The 17,556-nt window shown below is 56.4% G+C and carries 10 protein-coding genes; 5 read left to right on the top strand and 5 right to left on the bottom strand.

What is annotated here, in order from left to right; translation table 11 throughout:
- The first annotated feature begins 112 nt into the window (after positions 1–112).
- On the top strand, positions 113–1,429 hold the full coding sequence (locus Mal52_RS23800; protein ID WP_145379012.1) for a 3-keto-disaccharide hydrolase: 1,317 nt from the start codon (positions 113–115) through the stop codon (positions 1,427–1,429).
- 154 nt (positions 1,430–1,583) lie between these two features.
- On the opposite strand, the gene Mal52_RS23795 is transcribed toward Mal52_RS23800, so the two are convergent.
- The 4 genes from Mal52_RS23795 to Mal52_RS23780 form a co-directional block, all read right to left on the bottom strand.
- Positions 1,584–2,741, bottom strand: coding sequence for a Gfo/Idh/MocA family protein (locus Mal52_RS23795; protein ID WP_145379011.1), 1,158 nt, complete (start codon positions 2,739–2,741; stop codon positions 1,584–1,586).
- Positions 2,742–2,961: 220 nt separating this feature from the next.
- Entirely contained in the window at positions 2,962–3,387 is a 426-nt protein-coding gene (gene tnpA / locus Mal52_RS23790) for an IS200/IS605 family transposase (RefSeq protein ID WP_145379010.1), read from the bottom strand.
- A gap of 399 nt (positions 3,388–3,786) precedes the next feature.
- On the bottom strand, positions 3,787–4,698 hold the full coding sequence (locus Mal52_RS23785) for a sugar phosphate isomerase/epimerase family protein (protein WP_145379009.1): 912 nt from the start codon (positions 4,696–4,698) through the stop codon (positions 3,787–3,789).
- Positions 4,699–4,791: 93 nt separating this feature from the next.
- Positions 4,792–6,018 (bottom strand): cupin domain-containing protein, encoded by a 1,227-nt coding sequence (locus Mal52_RS23780; RefSeq protein ID WP_145379008.1) that lies wholly within the window; start codon positions 6,016–6,018, stop codon positions 4,792–4,794.
- Positions 6,019–6,597: 579 nt separating this feature from the next.
- On the opposite strand from Mal52_RS23780, the gene Mal52_RS23775 reads away from it, so the two are divergent.
- From Mal52_RS23775 to Mal52_RS23765, 3 genes are all read left to right on the top strand, one after another.
- Entirely contained in the window at positions 6,598–8,901 is a 2,304-nt protein-coding gene (locus Mal52_RS23775; RefSeq protein WP_145379007.1) for a hypothetical protein, read from the top strand.
- Between the two features lie 99 nt (positions 8,902–9,000).
- The gene (locus Mal52_RS23770) at positions 9,001–11,472 is read left to right on the top strand and encodes a DUF1553 domain-containing protein (protein WP_231962428.1); all 2,472 of its coding nucleotides are present in this window, start codon (positions 9,001–9,003) and stop codon (positions 11,470–11,472) included.
- A gap of 82 nt (positions 11,473–11,554) precedes the next feature.
- Positions 11,555–12,091, top strand: a complete 537-nt coding sequence (locus tag Mal52_RS23765) for a hypothetical protein (RefSeq protein WP_145379006.1) — start codon at positions 11,555–11,557, stop codon at positions 12,089–12,091.
- Between the two features lie 176 nt (positions 12,092–12,267).
- Here Mal52_RS23765 and pruA read toward each other — a convergent pair whose 3' ends face one another.
- Positions 12,268–15,267, bottom strand: coding sequence for an L-glutamate gamma-semialdehyde dehydrogenase (pruA, locus tag Mal52_RS23760; protein WP_145379005.1), 3,000 nt, complete (start codon positions 15,265–15,267; stop codon positions 12,268–12,270).
- Positions 15,268–15,688: 421 nt separating this feature from the next.
- Here pruA and Mal52_RS23755 point away from each other — a divergent pair, with 421 nt between their 5' ends.
- Entirely contained in the window at positions 15,689–17,473 is a 1,785-nt protein-coding gene (locus tag Mal52_RS23755; RefSeq protein WP_145379004.1) for an ABC-F family ATP-binding cassette domain-containing protein, read from the top strand.
- Positions 17,474–17,556: the final 83 nt, after the last annotated feature.

Genomic DNA, 17,556 nt, shown 5'->3' with positions numbered 1-17,556 from the left:
AAATAGCTCACCCTAAAGCGCAATCAATAGAACACATCCGCCTCCTCAATCTGCGGATGATGACGAAACAAACGCGGACGTACTGCAACTAGAATTCGAAAGGCTGTTTGAGATGAAACGTTTCAGTGGATGGACATCGGTGTTGGCCGTAACGGCAATCATTTGCGGCGGCGCATTGGCCGCTGAGCCGGTCACCCCCAAAGGGTTCCGGGCAATATTCAACGGTAAAGATCTGACCGGTTGGCATGGTGACAATCCGCACCAAACGGCCAAAGCGCCCGCCGAGGAAAAAAAAGCAGCCATTGAGGCACAACAAGCGGAGTTCCTCGCTCATTGGAGTGTGGACAACGGCGAACTGGTCAATGACGGACACGGACCGTACGCGACCACCGATGAGGAATATGGCGACATCGATTTTCTAATCGACTACAAAACCGTGGCGAAGGCAGACAGCGGCATTTATCTACGCGGCGCTCCACAGGTGCAAATTTGGGACTATACCGAAGAGGGTGGCAAGTGGGATCGTAATGCCGACAAAGGTTCCGGCGGGCTGTTCAACAACCGCGCCAATACACCGGGCCAACTTCCGCTCGTGTTGGCCGACCGGCCGTTCGGCGAATGGAACCAGTTCCGCATCCGGCAAATCGGCAGCCGCACCTGGGTGTATCTCAACGACAAACTTGTCGTCGAGAATGCCATCATGGAAAACTATTGGGACAAAGACCGCAAAAAACCGCTGCCCGCACGCGGACCGATTCACCTGCAAACTCATGGTGGCGAAATCCGTTGGCGGAATATCGCCGTGCGGGACATCCCCGGCGAAGAGGCCAACGAAATCCTCCGTGGCGACGACGAAGCCCAAGGTTTTACGTCGCTGTTTAACGGCAAGGACCTGACCGGTTGGACCGGCGCTTTGGATAGCTACGAAGTCATCGACGGCACGCTACGCTGCAAAGAAGGAGCGGGGAGTGTGCTCTTCACCGAAGAGGAATACGGCGATTTTGTCGCCCGCATCGAATTCAAACTCCCCCCCGGCGGCAATAATGGCTTGGCGATTCGCTACCCGGGCAAAGGGCAAGCTTCGACGGTCGGGATGACCGAAATTCAAATCCTGGATGATACAGCTGAGAAATACGCCAAACTCGACCCGCGGCAATACAACGGGTCCGTCTACGGCATGATCCCCGCCCATCGCGGCTACTTGCGACCGGTTGGCGAATGGAACTATGAAGAAGTGACCGTCAAGGGTTCGAAGATCAAAGTCGAACTCAACGGTACGGTGATCGTCGACGGCGACGTCAGCCAAGTCACGGAGTTCAAAGACGACACCGAGCATCCCGGCAAAGACCGCACCACGGGCTACTTCGGTTTAACCGGCCACAAGGACCCCGTCGAATTCCGCAACATCGCGATCAAGCGATTGGACTGAGCGTTGAAAATCACCACGGAGACACGGAGGGCACGGAGTTAAAAAGACTGTAGACCTTAGGCTTTAGACTGTAGGCAGAATTGCCTCTGTTTTTTCCTAAGGTCTACGGACTAAAGCCTACAGCCTTTTTCCGCCTCCGTGGTGAATACCCACGCTAGTTGATATCAATCCAAATCCGTTCCCGGGCGCTTTCCAGCACGGCATCGCAGACTTTTTGTGTTTGCAAGGCATCGCGGAAGGTGGGTTGCGCTGGTTCGCCGGTTTCCAGACCTTTGAGGAAATCGGACAGGGCGTTGGTGAAGGTGTGTTCGTAGCCGATCGTGCAACCCGGCACCCACCAGCGGTCCATGTAGGGATGCTCAAAGTTCGTCACGTGAATCCGCCGCCAACCGGTCAAGTGGTCTTCGACTTTCTTGCCGGTGGTGGGATTGGCGTATTCGAAGAATTGCAAAATCTGCGGGTCTTCCAGATCGAAGAAGACCGAACCATCTTCGCCGTTCATTTCGAACGTGTTGTAATTCTTACGGCCGCGTGCATAACGCGAACTCTCAAAGGTCCCCATCGAGCCGTTTTCAAAACGCGCCAGAAACATGCAGGCATCGTCGATGCTGACCGGTTGCATTTCGCCCGTGTCCTGATGCATCCGTTCTTTGACGAACGTTTCCGTAGCAGCACTGACTGAGGTGATCGGGCCGTTGAGCCAAATCGCCGTATCGATCGAGTGGGCCAACAGGTCCCCCGTCACGCCGCTCCCGGCAACAGCCGCATCCAACCGCCATAACGTCGCTCCTCCTTGCGGAACGTCTTCGGCGATCGTCCAGTCCTGCAGATAGGTCGCGCGATAATGAAACGGTCGACCTATGCGGCCTTCTTTGACCAGTTGGTGAGCGAGCGTAATGGCCGGGACGCGGCGGTAGTTGTACCAAACCATATTGGCCACGCCCGCTTTTTCCACGGCAGCGGTCATCGCTTCGGCCTGCGCCACATCCATCGCCAGCGGCTTCTCACAGAGAATCATTTTCCCCGCTTCAGCAGCGGCAAGTGCCATTTCGTAATGCGTATTGTTCGGCGAGCCGATGTCGATCGCATCGATGTCATCGCGGGCAATCAGTTTCCGCCAATCGGTCTCATAGGATTCCCAACCCCAGTTTTCCGCGAACTCTTTGATCTTTTCCTCATTGCGGGCGCAACACGCTTTGAGAACCGGTTGATACTCCAGATCAAAAAACTTGCTGACCTGTCGATACGCATTGGAATGCGTCCGGCCCATAAATCCGTAGCCGATCAGGCCAATATTCAACGGTTTGGTCATGGCTGTGCTCTCGTTGTGTGGTGGTGCTAGGTTTGTTGAAACAATCAGTCAATGTAAACGAGTGATTCCACTGTTATAATCCGTTTTACAGCCCGGTTCACCGGGCTTACCCGCGATAGCGGTATTAGCCCCGCCGTTTACGGCGGGGTAATCGATGGTTTGGCGTGTACCTCGATCCCCGTTTACGGGGATTCTCGCTGTGATGGCTTGAGCCGTGCTCTCAATCCTGCGTCATCCGTTCCAAACGCTCATGCACGCTCCCTGCCGCATGATGCTGTTTTTGATTCCGTATATATTCGCGGACCCAGGGCAGATCCTTGGTTCCAAAACTAACGACTCCGTAGCCCGATTGCCACTGCAGGACCTTGTCCCGTGTCGGCTGATTCTGATTCATCTCGTGGGCCGAGGCCCCTTTGAGTTGCCCGATCAATTCGCTAACCAATACCGTCGGCAGCACAGTCAAACAAATATGTACGTGATTTTCTGTTCCACCGATCTCGTGGACGTACACGCCCTCCGAATCGACCAAGCGCTTTCGCAAAAATGCGTGCGTTGCGGTTTCGATTTCCAGTGACAGCAATGGGCGACTCTGTTTCGTATGCCAGACGATGTGCAGATTGATCTCGCTGTAAAAATTCCGCGACATGCCGATTTCCCCCGCGAGCAAGGGCTAAAGCCGTTACGGCGAGAAGCCCCGTAAACGAGGCTCCCCAGAATGGTTCTGTCCACAGACAACCCCGCCATAAATGGCGGGGCTATGACCGCTATCGCGGCCAAGTCCCGTAAACGGGACTGTTGTCAAATCCGTAGGTTGTCAGACACATCCCCGGCGTATCTGACGTCTCCTGTCGATCAATATTGGTTGACGAATGTATTCGGTATTAACGATTTCAAATTCAGGCCACCGGCCGCCAACAGCCCGGTTCACCGGGCTTGCCCGCGCCAGCGGTATTAGCCCCGCCGTTTACGGCGGGGTATACGTGACCGTGACATGAGGCCAGATCCCCGTTTACGGGGATTCTCGCTGTGATGGATTGAGCCGTGCTCAACCGTATTTGGCGACCAATTCGTCCAGTGCCTTTTTGCATTTGGCGGTGGCGTCCCAGGCGTTGGGCCAGAAACAGAGGTCGATCGTCCACCAGTCGTGTGGCAATTTTTCTTTCGCCAGGGCGGGCACGATTTCGTCGAAATCCAACACGCCGTCGCCGAATGGCGGATGGCTGCTCGTTTCGTCTTCGCCGTTGTCGTCCTTGTGGCATTTGTTGTCCGAATCGATCAGGTGAATGTGATTGATCCGGCCCGAGACCATGCTGATGAACTCCAATTGTCCGCCCGGCAAAATCTCTTTTTCACCATAATGCCGCGACCCGTTGACGGCCACCATTTGACCGTGACAGGTATCGTATTGCAGACCGAAATTCTCGTTCGGAATCGCATCGAGGATCTTCACCGCATCCGACGGTTTATTAAACGCAAACCCCGGTTCGCATTCCCAGGTGATGTACAGACCGTGATCGGCGGCGATCGGGCAGCACTTTTTCCAGGTTTCGGTCACACGCTGAAACGCCGTGTCGTAGTCGACGTCATCCAGAATGGTCGGTGGTTGTACGCAATCGACACGAATCCCTTTAATGCCCACGTCCTCGCAGAATTGGGCGTTCTTGGCGAATTCGGCGATGTATTTCGACTGGTCAGCCGTATTGATCAGCTCCTCGCCCCACAGATTGGCGGCCAACCCGCTGAAGTCGAGTCCCCATTCTTTCATCTTGCCAACGAGTTCATCACGCTGCGATTTTTCCGGCAAGTCATCTGGATTGGGATGCGGGGGAAATCCACCCAATTCGACGCCGTCGAATCCGAGTTCCTTGAGTTTGGTGCAAACGGTCTCAAAGTCGACAGGATTGTCGGCATAGGGTCCGATCGTGTAGGCCCATGATCCGATTGACGTGCGTTTCATATGTGGTGTTCCCTTTTTTTAATTGTGCGTAAACGACATTTCCCAAACCGACCGCTTGCGGTCGTGCGCGATGACCTCTGTCGGCCGACGTGATTAGCGTTTCTTGTGATCCCCAACGGCTGGAGCGGTCGGGTTAGCATCGGGGCCGAAGTAGCGTAGTGAGACCAGCGGCTCGCTGCCGGTGTTTTCTACCACGACACCCTCGGCGGCGGCTGAGGCGGTGACGAAGACTTCGTCTTCGGTCATTTGCCCAAACCGGATCATTGCCGGCGTTTGCAACCGCAGTTTGCCAATGTGGCCTTCTCCTTGAACGGTGATCCAGCCATAAGCGCCGGTGTCCTTGAGCGTCAATTTCGCGCCGGGATCAACGGTTAACTCTTTAGCGGTGAAGCACTGTTTTCCATTCACATCGCCGTACACAATCCAGCGGTCGACATATCCGTCGGCGGCAGTGTCGGCTACCGGAATCGGTTCTAGGTAATGGTTGTCCTTAAAGTGTGTGTCGACGTTCTGTTCCCAATCGAGTGCCTCGACCAGGTATTCCAGGTCGTTGTGCTTCTCTTCGGGGAAGTCTTTCGTCAACAGCGACCAAGGCACTTCGCGGCCTTCGACCAGCGATTGATACATGCCAAACACGTCGCTGCCCCATTGCGGCTCATACGTCACCAGACTTCCCGGTGCATGCAGCACACATGGCGGAATCAACCAGCCGGTGCCCGGTTTGAGGCGATACGCTTTCGAGAGATCCAAAATGCCGTTGTCGCCATCATTCCAACGGGACAGACAATCGATCACGTCCTGCTTGGTTGTTCCCGGCTCCAGGCCCATGAAGGTATACGGGAAATTATCGCCGATGGCGTTCATTTGCGGCGGGAAGTAATACGACTCCGGTTTGCCTTCCTGTCCGACGAGCGCTGCTTGCTCCTCGTTTTGGTGCATGTGGTGCGGAATCGGTCCCATGTTGTCGAAAAACTTCGAGTAGACGGGCCAGCGGGAATACTTGTCCCAGATCGAATCACCTACGATCGTGGCCCCCAATTCGGCGACCGCATCACGCAACGTGAAGCGTGAGCCTTCGAATTCGATGTAACTCAAACCTTCATCGGGGGGAGCCCCTTCGTTGGCGGCGGGAGTGGTGGAGCCGAACCAGCGTTCGTCGATGCCGCCGCGATTCATGCCCAGTGCATAATAATCGGCCGGGTGCAGTTTCAAGCGGCGTCCCGGCTGCAGAAACGACCGGGGAACCCAGTTCGGTGCCAATCGAAAAATTCCGCCGCCCGCAGTCAATGCATCACTTGCCAGTTTTGCCACGTCCGCCATAACCGGTCACTGCTCCTGGATCATAGGTTGTCTGGTGATTTCCGTCGCATCACGCTGCCGACGGGAGAATCGCATCATTGTTTATCAATGCTGGCTATTATTGCTGGATTTGCTTCACACGCAAGGAACCCCCTGTCGCAATTGCCTGAAATCCAATCGTGATTCGATTCGGTAAATTTCGAGCGGTTCCGCATCGGAGTCGTTGGTCGGCCCGCTAGTTTGCTATCGTTCCGGCATTTTTTATCATGCACATCTCTAATAAAGTTGACCTGCGGGGGCGTTTTCACGCGCCGTTTTGCTCACACCCCCAGATATCTGTTGCTGAGATTCATGGGTAAGATTGACCTGAAAGTCCGTTTTTCCTTTGACGAATGGGGTTGCGTCAACTTATGATGATAGGATGATGTGTTGCGACTTTGTCGGCTGTTCCTAGACACTCAACAGCCTCTTGTTGCGATTTCCCACAGATGTGTTGGCGACGGATGTCGACTCCCCAAGTTCGTGATCGAGGAATCGTTTTCGACGATTTCTAAAGCGAACACCATCACGCCCCGCGTTTTCATTCCGGAGTATGTGCCGATGACGGTTTCCGCCCGTTTTTTCTCGATGACCGGGTTCCTGCTCTGTGCCGTGATCGCCCTGCCCTCAATTGTCTCCGCTCAACAACCGTCCATTACCTCAACCTCCCCCCAAGCGGCTATGCCGGGCGCTGCCGTCGATGTTGTGCTCAAGGGAGGCAGCCTTGCCGGTCCCACGCAACTCTGGACCAGCTTTCCAGCCGAAGCTGCCTTATCTCCCGATGTGAAAGACAACGGCACCAACGCCGCTCAAGTGACCTATCGCATCACCGTTCCCGAAGGAACCCCCGCCGGGATCCATGCAATTCGTGCCGTGACTCCCACCGGTGTTTCTAAACCGGTCTTATTTCTGGTCGACGATTTGGCGTCGGTGGCTGAGAAAAAACCAAACAACTCCACCGGTGCCGCTCAACCGTTAAGCTTACCCATCGCGGTCGATGGGACAGTCGATGCCCTCGCGCGGCACTACTTCAAGTTCTCCGTCGAGCAGGGACAAACAGTTTCGTTTGAAGTCCTGGCCCGCCGCATCGGTTCGCCGCTCGACCCGTTGATTCGCATTTTGGATGCCACCGGACGCGAGTTGGCCTATAGCGACGACGCAGCCGGCACAATGGGCGATGCCCGTCTCTGCCACACCTTCAAAGACGCCGGTGAATATTTCGTCGAGCTACGCGACATCAGTTACACCGGTGGCGCAGGACATCGCTATCGTTTGCGCATTGGCGATTTCCCTTGCGTCAGTGCACCCTATCCCATGGGGGCCAAAGCGGGCACGACCGCCACAATTGGATTTGCCGGCAGCCATCTCCGCGACGCACAACCGGTCAGCGTCAACGTCCCCTCCGACCCGTCCATCAAGTGGATCCCGGTGGCTGCAAAATCTGCGGATGGTCAAAGCAGCGGCTTCGCCGTGTTGGCTGTCAGTCCCCAGGATGAAGCAGTCGAACAAGAACCGAACAACGACCAGTCGCAAGCGACCCGCGTCGAATTAGGAGCCAACATCAACGGGCGTTTCGAAACCCCCGGCGATATTGATCGCTTTATCTTTAAGGCAGCCAAAGGGCAGCGATTTCTCTTCACCGGCATCACCCGCCGCCAGGGAGCTCCAACCGACTTGCACGTCCGTCTGTTGGATGCGACCGGCAAACAATTGGCGATCGCCGAGGATTCCGGAAAAAACGACGCATTGATCAATCACACTTTTCCCGCTGATGGAGATTATGTCTTGGAAGTCCAAGACCTGCATCGCCGCGGCGGACCGGAGTTCGCCTACCGCATCACCACGGCCCCCTATCAGCCCGGTTTTGACTTGTCGACCTCTGGGGAAACCATCAATGTCCCGGCCAGCGGAACCGCGTTCGTCACTGTGACCGCCACACGCCGCGGCTACAACGGACCGATTGAAATCTCCGGCGAAAACCTGCCCGAGGGAGTGACCGTAACGCCAGCCGTTATCGGTCCCGGCCGACCCAATGCGGTCGTCACGATTCAAAACGGCACAACCGCCGCTGGAGCAATCTCCGAGATTCGCCTCATCGGCACAGCCAAGATTGGCAACGCCGATTACCGAGCCGTTGCCACCGCCACCACCGCCCAACAAGGCCTATTCAGTGCCATGCCCTGGCCTCCGCTCAACCTGTCGGAGAAAGTCGCCCTAGCGGCAGCACCTGCACCAAACTTCTTTACTCTGACCAGCGATCCGGCCACGGTCGTCCTTGGCCCGGATCTCAGTGCAACGGTGACCGTTAAGGCGAATCGTACCAAAGACTTTGGCGAAGCAATCGCCCTGGCAGTCGAGCCGGCCAAAGCTGGTCTGCCCCCGGAAGTTGCCGTCGCAGCCAAGCCGATTGAGAAGGGCAAAAACGAAATCGCCATCGTTGTCTCGGCCAAAACCAAAGCGCCGCTGGGCGAATTCACCATCGTGCTCAAAGGAACCGGTAAAAAAGGCAAAGCCAGCAGTTCACAAGCCGCTCCGGGAATCCGCATCAGATTGCAGGCCCCCTATTCGCTCAAAGCGGAAAATATAACGATTGCACGCGGTGCCAAAGCCAAAATGAAGGTCACCGCCGTGCGAAACCCGGCTTACACTGGCCCCATCATATTAACATTTGTTAATCTACCCAAAGGGGTCACCGCAGCACCGGCCACAATCGAGGCTGGCAAAAACGAGGTGGAAGTCGAATTGACTGCCGCTGCAGACGCTGCTGTCGGAATTGTGAAAAATACGATAAGTCAGGGTGAAGGTCTGGTTGGCAAAACCAAAATTCCTGGGAAATCCCCAGCCTTTGAATTGACGGTGCAGTAACAGAGTAAGACGGCAACAACGAATCGCAGAATTGTGAAATCGCCCGGTACGGAATCCCCGCACACGAATTTAGGTTCAAATCACATGGAGATACGAGTCATGCGGCTGCCCGAACAGAAACTCCGGTTTCCGTCCCTGATCATGTGCTGTGGCATGGCTCTGCTTTTGGCCTCATGCCCTGTGGCTTGGGGCGGACAAGAGATCGGCAATCCGTCCCAACTCGTTTTGGAACCGGCGCAGGTCCAACTCAACGGGACCCGGGCGACGCAGCAATTGCAGGTGTCGGGCATCCTCTCCGAAAACAACGTCCGGGATTTGACGGGAGCCGCCGAGTTCACGTCGTCCGACGAAGCCATCGTCAAAGTCGTCGACGGTGTCGCTCTGCCGGTCGCCAACGGAACGGCGGAAATCACCGCAACCGCCGGCGGGCAAACCGCCAAGATCGCCGTCACAGTCGCCGGGATGGAAACGCCCTCACCGGTCAGCTTCAAAAACGGCACCATCGCCGCCCTCTCCAAAGCGGGTTGCAACATGGGTGCCTGCCACGGTTCCCCCTCCGGCAAAGCTGGTTTTCGGTTGTCGCTGCGTGGCTATGATCCGGCGCTCGATATCGTCACGCTTCGCACCGAATTCTTCGGTCGCCGCACCAATGCGATGGCTCCGGAAGAAAGTCTGATTCTCACTAAACCGCTGATGCAAGTCGCCCATGGCGGCGGACGGCGACTTCATAAAACCGACCCCGGTTACAAGATCCTCCGCGATTGGATTGGCGAAGGATTGCGGCTCGATGCCGAATCCGTCCCAGACGTCGTGAAGGTCGAAGTCTTCCCTAGCAAACGCGTCTTCCAACCCGGCAGCGACCGCCAACAACTCCGCGTCGATGCCCATTTCAGCGATGGCACTGTCCGCGACGTCACGGCCATTGCCGTCTATAGTTCGTCCAACGAATCGGTCGCCACGGTGGGTGACGCGGGTCTGGTTTCGAAACACACACGCGGCGAGTCCGCCGTGCTGGTCCGCTATTTGGACAAAATGGAGACCTCCTACATCACCTTCTTGGATGACGTCGAAGGGTTTGCCTGGAACAATCCTCCGGAAAACAACTTCGTCGATTCGCTGGTCTTCGCCAAACTGAACCAACTACAAATCCTGCCATCGGAGCTTTGTTCGGATGAGGAATTCCTCCGCCGCGCCTACCTGGATACGACGGGACGGCTCCCCACGATTGAGGAATCACAAGCCTTCCTCAGCCGTTCGGAGGAAAACAAACGCGCTCTGCTGATCGACCATTTGCTGGACACCGACGATTTCGCATCGTATTGGACGCTCAAATGGGGCGACATTCTGCGGTCCAATAGCAAAAAGCTGAATGCCAAAGGCGTGCACAAATTCCGCCGTTGGATTTACGATGCTGTCCGTACCGACAAACCGATTGACCAATTCACGCGGGAACTGTTAACCGCACAGGGCAGCGTGTTTGAGAACCCGCCGGCCAACTATTGGCGGGCCAGTCGCGATCCGTTGGACGCTACCGAAACCACAGCCCAACTTTTCCTCGGCATTCGCATTCAATGTGCCAAATGCCACAACCATCCCTTCGAGAAGTGGACGCAGGACAATTACTACGGCATTGGCGCCGTCTTCGCTCGCGTCGGTCGCAAGACCGGTTTCGAGAAGGACGACGAAATCATCTTCGTCAGCAACTCCGGTGAGGTCAAACAACCGCGGACCGGACAAACCATGAAGCCGCACCTGTTGCTCAAGGGAGACGTCGATGTTCCCGAGGGCCAGGATCGCCGCGAAGTCTTCGCCGAGTGGCTGACTGCTGCGGACAACCCTTTCTTCGCCAAGGTGGCCGTCAATCGCATTTGGGGACATCTGATGGGACGGGGCATCGTCGAACCGGTCGACGACTTCCGCGATTCCAATCCCCCCTCGAACGCGCCGCTGCTCGACAAGTTGGCTGAAGATTTCATTGCCAACAACTACAGCCGCAAATGGGCGATTCGCACGATCATGAACAGCCGGACGTACCAGCTCAGTTCGCGGAAAAACGATTTCAACGACACCGACGAAATCTACAACTCGCACGCCGGCACCCGCATGCTCAGCGCCGAACAGTTGCTCGACGCGATTTGCCAAGTGACTTCGGTTCCGGAAAACTTCAAAGGCCTGCCGGTCGGTTTCCGTGCCGTCGAATTGCCTGATCCGCCCACCGATCACTACTTCTTGAAGATCTTCGGCCAACCGCAACGCGAAATGGCCTGTGCCTGCGAACGCAGCAACGAGTCGAACCTGTCGCAAGCCCTGCAAATGATCAACGGACCGGTCGTGCACAACAAGTTGCGTGACGACAAAGGCCGCATCGCCGCAGCCATCGCCGCCGGCAAAGACAATGCGACAATCATCACCGAGTTGTACCTGGCTGCCCTCAGCCGCCAACCTGCCGAAGAAGAATTGGCCGCCGCCATAAAACATGTCGGCGACACCAAGGACAAAGAACGCCGTATGACGTTGGAAGACGTCGGGTGGGCCCTGTTGAACTCGAAGGAATTCCTGTTCCAACACTAATTCCCGTCAGCAATCAAAAACGGCCCGCGATTTTTTAGTGAAATTCGCGGGCCGTTTTTCATGCTACCGAAGGCAAGCGCTCATGAAACAATGGGGGATCTACATCGCCGCAGCGATTGCGATCGTGTTGGTGGTAGTCGTAGCGATGCATCCCAGTTATCGCCAACGGCGTTTGATGTCGCAGTTAAAGCGCGCCCCCTCGGCGGAAGACAAGGCGCGCTTGATCCAAGAGATCATCGACCTGAGTCCCGCTTCAGCTGGCGACATATTGGAACAGTATGCACAGGACGACCCCACCGTTGCGGTCGACCCTTTACACGTCGTTGCCCTAATTTCTGATACGACGTCGGGGTGGGTCTACGAAGTGGGAGACGGCATGCTCGCAAGTTCTTTTTCAGTCGGTGACTCGCCTTCCGCTAAGTTCCGAGAATTCCGATTCCTGAAAAGTGATTCCCATCTCACCCGTTTCATCCTGCTTGAAGTCGATGGGCTTGCGACGCCTCGGTACCGAGAATACCGATTTAGGTATGATGATGGAGAATTAGCAGGTGAAGCGTTCGATAGCGTCAGACCCGAAGATATCACCCGCTGGCAAGCCGAAGGCATCTGGCCCTTTTAACACGCGAATTCCAAGGCAAATTCTGCCGACCGCATCGGAAATGGCCCACTCCGCCAGCGTCCACCCCGCCCCCCGGCAAAGCCGGGGGCTAATATGGGGCGTCAAAATTTCCTCAGCCCCCGGCTCTGCCGGGGGGGCTTCTGGCCACTGACCACCGGCCACTGGCCACTCACCACCTACTTCTCCGCATCCGGCTCCGGCGCGAACCCGCGTCGCATCGTGTTTTCCGTCACGTTCACCGGCAGTAAAAACTGTTGCAGGTAATCCGGACCGCCCGTTTTGGAGCCGATGCCCGACATGCGGAAGCCGCCGAAGGGTTGGCGGTTGACCATGGCTCCCGTGATGCCGCGGTTTAAATACAGGTTGCCCACGTCAAACCGCTGCCGGACCCGTTTGAGTGTTTCCGGGCTGCGGGAAAAGACGCCGCCGGTCAGGGCGTACCGCGTGCCGTTGGCGATTTCGAGTGCTTCGTCAATATCGGCTGCGCGAATGACCGCTAACACGGGGCCAAAGATTTCTTCCTGGGCCAACGTCGAGTCGGGATCGACGTCGCAGAAAATGGTGGGCGGCACGTAATAGCCCGACTCGGCCAAATCGCCCAGATCGCATTCCAGCGCGACTTCGATCTCCTCTTCCTTGGCTTCGGAAATCGTCTCCAGGATCCGCTGCTGTGCTTCTTCATCGATCACCGGTCCGACCGCTGTTGCCGGATCGGTCGGTTTGCCGATTTTCAAACTCTCTGTCGCACCGACCAACCGTTGTAGAAAATCATCGTAGGCTGCTTCGTGCACAATTGCTCGCGAACAGGCGGAGCACTTTTGGCCCGAGTATCCAAAGGCGCTGTGCATCACGCCGACGACCGCTTCGTCTAAGTCAGCATCCTCATCGACGATAATGGCGTTTTTGCCACCCATCTCCGCAATCACCCGCTTGACGCTCAGCTGCCGGTCATCGGCGACCGAGGCCTGTTCGTTGATTGCCAAACCGACCTCTTGAGAACCGGTGAAGGCGATCAGGGCAATATCGGGGCTGCCGACCAAGTCCGCACCAATATCCTCACCAACGCCGGGCAGGTAATTGACCACGCCGCGGTCGATCCCCACATCCTCAATGATCTCCATCAACTTCGAGGCGATCACCGAGGATTGTTCGGCCGGTTTCATGATCACGGTATTCCCGGCGACGATGGCCGCGGCGGTCATGCCGGTCAAAATGGCCAGCGGGAAATTCCAAGGTGCGATGACGGCCACCACGCCGCGCGGCTTGTAGAAATAGGTGTTCTCTTCACCCGGCACATCGCATTGCTGCGGCTCGGCCAGAGTCCGCATGTGTCCGGCGTAGTAATTGCAAAAGTCGATCGCTTCGGCGACATCGGCATCCGCATCGGCCCATGGTTTGCCGCATTCGAACACCATCCAGGCAGCCAATTCAAAACGCCGCTCACGCATTTTGTCCGCGATCAATTCCACATATTCCGCTCGATAATTCGCTTCGGTCGCCGCCCACAGGCGAAAAGCATCGCGGGCCGCATCGATGGCGTTTAGCACATCGTCGTCGGTCGCTGAGGCGACTTTACCCACCACTTGTGCACTATCGGCAGGATTGCGCGAGATGATCATTTCCCGTGTATCTATCCGCCGTCCACCAATCACTAACGGATAATCTTCGCCCAATTGCGATTCCACTTCATCGATCGCCTGTTGCATGGCGTCGCGGGATTCGGGGCGGCTAAAGTCGGTCAGTGGTTCGTTCACGAATTCCGGCATCGGGGTCTCTTCCAGCGGTGGCGCCGCGGCGCCGACATCATCAGGTTTCATCAGTAAATTCTCCACCGAAACGTCTTCCGCAAAACTCGCCCGCAAGAACGAATCGTTCGAGGTGTTTTCTAACAATCGCCGCACCAAATAGGCCATGCCGGGAATCATCTCGCCGAAGGGCGTATAAGCCCGCACGCGATAGCCTTGCTCGGCAAACAGCTGCGCCGGCTCGCCGCCCATGCCATACAGCATTTGAATTTCAAACGCGTTTTTCGGAATGCCCAACTCTTCGGCCCAGCCGATCGCGTGTGCCAAGCTCCGCAGGTTGTGGCTGCCAAATGCCGGACGCAGATATTGGTGATTCTCCATCAAGATCCGCGTGCAGCGCTCAAAAGCGGCGTCCGATTGCCATTTTTGTTGATAAACCGGAATCGGCCAATTGGCGGCTTGGGCATGCACCGTTTCGAAATCCCAATACGCCCCTTTGACCAATCGCACCCAAACCGGCGTGCCCCGTTTTTTGGACCACTTGATCAAATCGGCCAAGTCCCGTTCGGCATCAGGCAAATAGGCCTGAATCACGATTCCCACATCGGAATAGTCGCGAAACTCCGGTTCCATCAGCACCTGTTTGAAGATCTCGATCGTGAGATCCTTGTAGGCATAGTGCTCCATATCGACATGCACATAGCCATGGTTTTCACGGGCCTGTCGCAAAATCGGCCGCAACCGCTCTTTGACCCCCGCACTGGTTCCAATCGGATCGATCGGTTTGAATTGGCTGTACAGGGCGGACAATTTGAGGGAAACATTGATCCGCGGCACCGGGCCCTGCGGATCGACGTCGATCTTTGTATTCTCTTGCCACTCATTGACCGTCGGCGCCAAACCGGCAATCAGGTCCAAATAGGCCTGCTGGTACAGTTCCGCTTCGTTCTCGCTGATGACCGCTTCGCCCAGCAAATCGAGCGAAAAAGCGAAACCACGGCGGCGGAGTTGGCTGACGGAGGTCAAGACTTCATCGACGGTCGTCCCGGCGATAAATCGCTCGGCCATCCGCCGCGCATTGCTCCGTGCTCCAAAGGCCAATGCCCGTCCCAGCAATGAATCGGGTTGACTGACATCGAGCGCCAAGCGGACCGTTTTGGGGAAATGGGTGCGGACCTCGTCGAAATACTCTTGTAGATGCCGCGTGATCGATTCCCGCGTGTGCAGCATCGGCAGCACGTCGATGAAGCGGAACATCTGTACCTTCACCGACTCGTCGGACATAGCCCACGAGAGGATACGGTCGTCCCACCACCGCCGCTCAAAAATCGAGGGCGTCCGCCGCTCCAATTGTGCGAATATTTGCCGACCGACCCGCTGCGTCGTCTCTTCGACGGCCTTGCCGGGATCAGTTTTCTTCTTCCTTGCCACGCGTGAAAGGTCTCCGCCAGTTGCACATCGGTGAATTCATACCCTCTGCCGCCCGCCTCCGCGCGCAGACAACCGCGCCGAGCAAAAGCCTGTTTTAACAAATCCCCGGCAATTTGGTAGCCAGCCGACTTGATCCTGCACAGGGTGAGGACTCAGAGCAAACCGCTCCCGCCTTTACCGCCGCCGCCTGAGCCTTTATTATCAGCCGCGTGCCCCCCTGATGTGAAGTAGAGAACTGAGATCGCTTTTCAAAATGGCAGGGGCAAGGCTCCTGCCGAGCCGCCATGGACCAAGACGCTTGCCAAAACAAGTAGGGCGCTTCACGCTCAGTGGAAAAAACGGCTCAGCAGAAGCTTCGCCCTCCCGCTGCGCTGAAAAGACAATCACGAAAACGTATTTTGAAAGCATACTCTGAGATCGAATGGCTGTATTGCTGCAAATTAGAGACGCTCACAAGAGTTATGGTGAACAGACGCTCCTGGACGGCGCCGAAGCGACGATAATCGACGACGTCAAAGTCGGGTTTGTCGGCCGCAATGGTGCCGGTAAGTCGACGTTGTTGCGGATTCTGCTGGGGGATGAGGAGCTGGATAGCGGTGAAGTGATTCGCCATCCACAACTCAAACTCGGCTATTTGCGTCAACATGATCCGTTCGAACCGGGCGAGTCCGCGCTCGATTTTCTGATGCGCGATAGCGAGCAACCCGATTGGAAGTGCGGCGAAGTCGCCGGCGAATTCGAGTTAAAAGGCGCCTATCTCGAAGGCCCCGTCAAAGAGCTGTCCGGTGGTTGGCAAACGCGGGTCAAGCTCGCCGCGCTGCTGCTGCACGAACCGAATCTGCTGCTATTGGACGAACCGACAAACTTCCTCGACCTCCGTACGCAGATTTTGTTAGAGCACTTTTTACGGCATTACAAACAGGCCTGTTTGATTGTTTCGCACGACCGGGCATTTTTGAATGCCACCTGCGCGCACACGCTGGATCTGACCCGCGGCAAGTTGACAATGTATCCCGGCCCGATCAACGCCTATCTCGACATGGTCGAAGAGACCCGGATACGTGACGAACGGACCAACGCCGCCGTGGTCTCCAAACAAAAACAACTGCAGCGTTTTATCGACAAAAATCGCGCCAACGCCAACACGGCATCGCAAGCGCGCTCCAAGGCCAAACAACTCGAACGGTTGCAGGTTACGGAGATTGAAAGCGAAGAGCCGAACGCGTTTATCCGCACGCCGATCGTCGAACCGCGCAAGGGGGCAGCGATTCGTTGCGAAAACCTTGCCATCGGATACCCCGATCACACCGTGGCGACGGGAATCAACATCGAGATCGAATACGGTGAACGGGCGGCGATTGTCGGTGACAACGGCCAAGGCAAAACGACGTTTCTGCGCACACTGGTCGACTCGCTCAAACCGCATGCGGGGAGCGTGCGTTGGGGATATCATTGTGACGTGGGCGTCTACGCGCAACATGTTTATACCAGTTTGCCGCCGGATCAAACCGTTCAGCAATATCTGGAGTACCATGCGCTGCCCGGCACACCACTACAGGCGATTCTGAAAGTTGCCGGTTCGATGTTGTTTCGCGGCGGCGCCGTCAATAAGACAGTGTCGGTGCTTTCCGGGGGAGAACGTGCCCGGCTCTGCATGGCGGGACTGTTGCTCGGCGAACATAACGTGCTCGTGTTGGACGAACCAGGAAACCATCTGGATGTCGACACGATCGAAGCGCTGGCAACGGCACTGGTCGATTATCAGGGAACGGTCATTTTCACCAGCCATGACAGGCACTTCATGAAACGGGTCGCCACCTGCATCATCGAAGTCCGCGATGGTCATGTGAACAACTATGGCCGCGATTACGATGCGTATCTATTCGCGGTGAACAAGGAAATCGACGACGGCGAACGGGAACGCAATGCGTCGATGGCCAAGGCGCTGCCCGGAAAACCGATGAAGGCTGCCGCGAAGTCTGCCCGCCGCGATGAACGCAAAATTCGCAAAGAGCAATCCAAAACCGAAAAAGCCATCGCCCGACTCGATGACGAGAAAACCTCGCTCAGCAAACAACTGCTCACCGAAACCAATCCGGACGAAGCTCTGCGATTGCACAATGAAGTGAAAGAGCTGGAAGAAAAGCTCGCCGCAGCAGAGGAGCGGTGGTGCGAATTGCAAGAAGAGCTGGAATCGGCATTTTAACTTTGGGTGCCACTGCTGGCTTGCCCAGCAGTGTGATGGGCGCGGCGTGAAAGCACGGACAGCCAGCGGATAGCCGCCAGTGA

Origin of the sequence: Symmachiella dynata (genome assembly GCF_007747995.1) — a bacterium.
GTDB classification, from domain to species: domain Bacteria; phylum Planctomycetota; class Planctomycetia; order Planctomycetales; family Planctomycetaceae; genus Symmachiella; species Symmachiella dynata.
Note: the sequence above shows the minus strand (reverse complement) of the source record. Positions and strands in the feature narration are given on the sequence as shown.

Excerpts from the sequence above, each read along its gene's own strand:
- Mal52_RS23785 (WP_145379009.1), bottom strand. The coding sequence starts at position 4,698 with ATGAAACGCACGTCAATCGGATCATGGGCCTACACGATCGGACCCTAT.
- Mal52_RS23775 (WP_145379007.1), top strand. The coding sequence starts at position 6,598 with ATGACGGTTTCCGCCCGTTTTTTCTCGATGACCGGGTTCCTGCTCTGT.
- tnpA (WP_145379010.1), bottom strand. The coding sequence starts at position 3,387 with ATGTCGCGGAATTTTTACAGCGAGATCAATCTGCACATCGTCTGGCAT.
- Mal52_RS23765 (WP_145379006.1), top strand. The coding sequence starts at position 11,555 with ATGAAACAATGGGGGATCTACATCGCCGCAGCGATTGCGATCGTGTTG.
- Mal52_RS23770 (WP_231962428.1), top strand. The coding sequence starts at position 9,001 with ATGCGGCTGCCCGAACAGAAACTCCGGTTTCCGTCCCTGATCATGTGC.
- Mal52_RS23780 (WP_145379008.1), bottom strand. The coding sequence starts at position 6,018 with ATGGCGGACGTGGCAAAACTGGCAAGTGATGCATTGACTGCGGGCGGC.
- Mal52_RS23795 (WP_145379011.1), bottom strand. The coding sequence starts at position 2,741 with ATGACCAAACCGTTGAATATTGGCCTGATCGGCTACGGATTTATGGGC.
- Mal52_RS23755 (WP_145379004.1), top strand. The coding sequence starts at position 15,689 with ATGGCTGTATTGCTGCAAATTAGAGACGCTCACAAGAGTTATGGTGAA.
- Mal52_RS23800 (WP_145379012.1), top strand. The coding sequence starts at position 113 with ATGAAACGTTTCAGTGGATGGACATCGGTGTTGGCCGTAACGGCAATC.